This window comes from Mesorhizobium sp. M7A.F.Ca.MR.362.00.0.0, assembly GCF_004023175.1.
Classification (GTDB): domain Bacteria; phylum Pseudomonadota; class Alphaproteobacteria; order Rhizobiales; family Rhizobiaceae; genus Mesorhizobium.
In genome coordinates this window covers 6,717-10,730 of record NZ_RZTF01000224.1, presented here as the reverse complement: position 1 = coordinate 10,730, position 4,014 = coordinate 6,717, and the positions used below count along the sequence as shown (strand labels likewise).

The 4,014-nt window shown below is 63.5% G+C and carries 3 protein-coding genes and 1 pseudogene (1 of these 4 cut by a window edge); all 4 read right to left on the bottom strand.

Features of this window, described 5'->3' with window-relative positions; translation table 11 throughout:
- Positions 1-3 precede the first annotated feature (3 nt).
- Positions 4-1,095 carry a 3-deoxy-7-phosphoheptulonate synthase gene (locus EOC06_RS23795; protein WP_128308932.1) on the bottom strand — a complete coding sequence of 364 codons (1,092 nt, stop codon included), beginning with the start codon at positions 1,093-1,095 and terminating at the stop codon, positions 4-6.
- A gap of 500 nt (positions 1,096-1,595) precedes the next feature.
- Entirely contained in the window at positions 1,596-2,390 is a 795-nt protein-coding gene (locus EOC06_RS23785) for an SDR family oxidoreductase (protein ID WP_128308930.1), read from the bottom strand.
- Between the two features lie 32 nt (positions 2,391-2,422).
- Positions 2,423-3,418, bottom strand: a complete 996-nt coding sequence (gene iolG, locus EOC06_RS23780; RefSeq protein WP_027039991.1) for an inositol 2-dehydrogenase — start codon at positions 3,416-3,418, stop codon at positions 2,423-2,425.
- Between the two features lie 112 nt (positions 3,419-3,530).
- Positions 3,531-4,014: pseudogene (locus EOC06_RS23775) on the bottom strand (ABC transporter ATP-binding protein) (it continues 175 nt past the right edge of the window).

Sequence of the window (4,014 nt, the reverse complement as noted above, 5' to 3'; positions counted from 1 at the left end):
GGCTCAAGCAGCTCCCTGTCGGTTGTCGATCATGGCGCGGCGTGCCGAGCGGCGCCACTCGACGGCGCCGGCAAGGCCGTACAGCACCGTCTCGGTGGTCGCCCAGTCGATGCAGCCATCGGTGATGCTCTGCCCGTAGACCAACGGCTTGCCCGGCACCACGTCCTGCCGGCCGGCGACGAGGTTGCTCTCGATCATCAGGCCGATGATGCGCTCGTCGCCTGCCGCGACCTGGCCGGCGACATCGGCCGCGACCTTGGGCTGGTTCTCGGGCTTCTTGGCCGAGTTGGCGTGGCTGACATCGATCATCAGACGAGGTGCAACGCCGATGCGGGCGAGTTCCACAGCGGCGGCTTCGACGCTCGCCGCGTCATAGTTGGGCTGAACGCCGCCGCGCAGGATGACGTGGCAGTCCTCATTGCCCGTGGTCGTGGCGATGCCGCTGCGTCCGCCCTTGGTCACCGCCATGAAATGATGCGGCTGGGCGGCCGATTTCACAGCTTCGGCAGCAATCCTGAGATTGCCGTCGGTGCCGTTCTTGAAGCCGACCGGGCAGGAGAGGCCCGAGGCGAGTTCGCGGTGGATCTGGCTCTCGGTCGTGCGCGCGCCGATCGCGCCCCAGGCGACCAGGTCGGCAATGTATTGCGGGGTGGTCATGTCGAGGAACTCGGTCGCAGCCGGCAGGCCGAGATTGTTGACGGCCGACAGCACATTGCGTGCCATCCGCAGCCCCTTATCGATGTTGAAGCTGCCGTCGAGGTCGGGATCGTTGATCAAGCCTTTCCAGCCGACCGTCGTGCGCGGTTTCTCGAAATAGACCCGCATCACGATCTCCAGCCGGTCCGACAGGCTCTCGCGCAGCGCCGCCAGACGGCTGGCATAGTCGACGGCCGCGACTGGATCGTGGATCGAACACGGGCCGACAATGACGAGCAGCCGGTCGTCGGTGCCGTTCAGGATGGCATGGGTTGCGTTGCGCGATGCGCTGACGGTGCGCGTCGCCGTCAAAGTGCGCGGGATCTCCCGCATCACCTCGTCCGGCGTACTCAGTTCTCGGATTTCCTTGACCCGGAGGTCGTCTGTGGTGGTCAACACGGCTTTCTGCTCCTGTCGAGAGCATGATGCCGAAAAGTGTGAAGCGGTTTCGGACGACATCATGCTCCTCTTTGATTTAGAGGGAACCTGCCGGCTGAAACAAAAAAGCCGCCAGGTATGGCGGCTGTTCGGATATTGTTGCTGCAATCTTCAGATCGAGCGCAATCCTCCCGCCGCCAGCGAGCTCCTAAAGTACCAATATGTGGCGGTCAGGTTGATCATGAGGTTCATATAGTCGATGCGGAGGCGCTTGTCACGTGCCGTAGATGAGTTGGCGAAATCGCTGGCGAGAGCGCCCCTCTCCCCGTCACTATACGGGGAGAGGATGCCGGCAGGCAGGTGAGGGGCGGCGCTTGCGTCGGAAGGATAAGGACAGGGCCAAAAAGCCCCGACTTCAATCGACCCTCTAACTATCAAAGTCGGCGCTGCCTCTCATTGCCCTGCCGGGCATTTCTCCCCGTATAGTGACGGGGAGAAACGGGCCGGCCGCGACGCTGACCCTATTCCGGAGACGACCCCGCAATGCTCTGGTCATAGTCGACCAGCGATCCGGTCATGACGCCGGACTGCGGGCTGACCATGTAGCTGATCAGCCGCGCCAACTGGTCCGGCTTCACCAATTGCCCCATCGGCTGCGCGGCTTCGGCCTTTGCCAGCCAGTCGTCCGGCGCATCGTGCCACTTCTTCTGCACGATGTCCTCGCCCTCCGTGTCCATCCAGCCTGGCAGCACCGCATTGCAGCGGATGCGGTTGTGACGATAGGCGTTGGCGACGTTCTTGGTCAGCGTCATCAGCGCGCCCTTGCTGGTCGAATAGGGCGTCAGGAACGACTGGCCGGTATGCGCCGACATCGACAGCACGTTGACGATCGAGCCGGGTGCCTTCTTTTCCAGGAGATGCGCCACCACGCCTTGCATCAGGAAAAACGGGCCGCGCACATTGGTGTCGAAGATGGTGTCGAAAAGCTCCTCGGAGGTTTCGACCAGCGAACCGCGCGCCGATGTCGCGGCGGCGTTGACCAGGGCGTTGATGGTGCCGAAATGCGAGATCGCGGTGGCGACCGCCCGCTTGCAGTCGGCCACTTTAGAGACGTCGGCGCTGATGAAGATCGCGTCGACGCCGGCTCTCCTGAAATGGGCGACGGCCTTGTCGCCCTTCTCCTGCGAACGGCCGATGAGCGCCAGTGCCCGGCAACCTTCCTCGGCCAGAGCTTCGGCGACGGCAAAGCCGATCCCCTGGGCGCCGCCGGTGACGATGGCGCGTGTCTGTGAATTGCGATCGGCGGATGCGCTCATCGCTCTGCTCCTGTGGTTCTTCCTAGGGTTTCTTACTTGTCGAGACGGACAGTCTTGCCGGTCGTTGCTGATTTCAGCGCCGCGTCGGCCAGCTTCAGCGCCACCAGCCCATCCGCACCGCTCGGCGACGCTTTCTTGCCCGAGGTCGCGGCCGTGATGAACGCGGCGATCTCAATGGCATAGGCGTCGAGGTAGCGGGTCATGAAGAAGTCGTGCAGCGGAGGGCGGGTGTAGCCCTTCTCGTTGGCCAGTTCGATCGACACCGGGCGCTGGTTCTCGGCGGCAACCATGCCTTTCGAGCCATGCACCTCGATGCGCTGGTCGTAGCCATAGGTGGCGCGGCGCGAGTTGGAGATGACGGCCTGCTTGCCGGAAGCGGTTTCGAGGATGACGCTGACGCTATCGAAATCGCCGGCAGCACCGATCTTCTTGTCGACCAGCACCGAGGCATGGGCGCTGACCGCCACGACCTCCTCGCCGAGCAGGAAGCGCGCCATGTCGAAATCATGGATGGTCATGTCGCGAAAAATGCCGCCCGAGCGCTTGATGTAGTCGATCGGCGGCGCGCCGGGATCGCGCGAGGTGATGGTGACCATCTCGACGGTGCCGATGGCGCCGTCGTCGATCGCCTTGCGCACGGCGGCGAAATGCGGATCGAAGCGGCGGTTGAAGCCGACCATCAGCGTCGCCTTGGTCTTCTCGACCACGGCCAGGCACTTCTCGACGCGCTTGACGTTGAGGTCGATCGGCTTCTCGCAGAAGATCGCCTTGCCGGCCTTGGCGAAGCGCTCGATCAGATCGGCATGGGTGTCGGTCGGCGTGCAGATGACGACGGCGTCGATATCACCGGCTTTCTCGATATCCTCGATGCTGCGCACCTCGGCGCCATAGGCGCTCGCCAGCTCTTTGGCGGCCTTCTCGAACGCATCGGCGACGGCAACCAGTTTGGCCTGCGGATTGGAGCCGACGGCGCGGGCATGGACCTTGCCGATGCGGCCGGCACCGAGGAGAGCGAAGCGAACGGTCATGGGTATTTCCTCTGGGGGATGGGTTAGAGAGAGTTGTGTCCGCACCTTCCTTTTGGGGGAAGGTGGCAAGTCTATTTTTCGAGCGCGCCAGAAAACAGGATGACCATCCTGTTTAGGCCGCGAGCTCCGCCTCCCCGGTCTTGGCGCCGGTGATGTAGGAGACGATGTCGTTTCCGTCGGTGTTCTCCTTGCGCAGATTGGCGACGATGCGGCCGCGCCGGAACACGACGATACGGTCGCAGAGATCGAACACCTGGCGCATATTGTGGCTGATCAGGACCAGCGGCTCGCCATTGTCCTTGAGCGTACGGACGATGTTTTCGACCTGCGCGGTCTCCTGCACGCCAAGGGCAGCCGTTGGCTCGTCCATGATGATCAGCTTGGAGGCGAAGGTCGCGGTGCGGGCGATCGCCACGCACTGGCGCTGGCCGCCCGACATGTGGCGGATGGTGTTGGACAGATTGGGGATCTTCACCGCCGTGCGGACGAGCGCCGCCTCGGTCGCCTTGCGCATGTATTTGCGGTCGAGGATCGAGAACGGGCCGAGGTTGAACAAAACCTTCTCGCGGCCGAGGAACAGGTTCGAAGGCACGTCG

What these genes read in the sequence shown, in the direction of transcription:
- EOC06_RS23785 (WP_128308930.1), bottom strand. Translation starts at nt 2,390, where the DNA reads ATGAGCGCATCCGCCGATCGCAATTCACAGACACGCGCCATCGTCACC.
- iolG (WP_027039991.1), bottom strand. Translation starts at nt 3,418, where the DNA reads ATGACCGTTCGCTTCGCTCTCCTCGGTGCCGGCCGCATCGGCAAGGTC.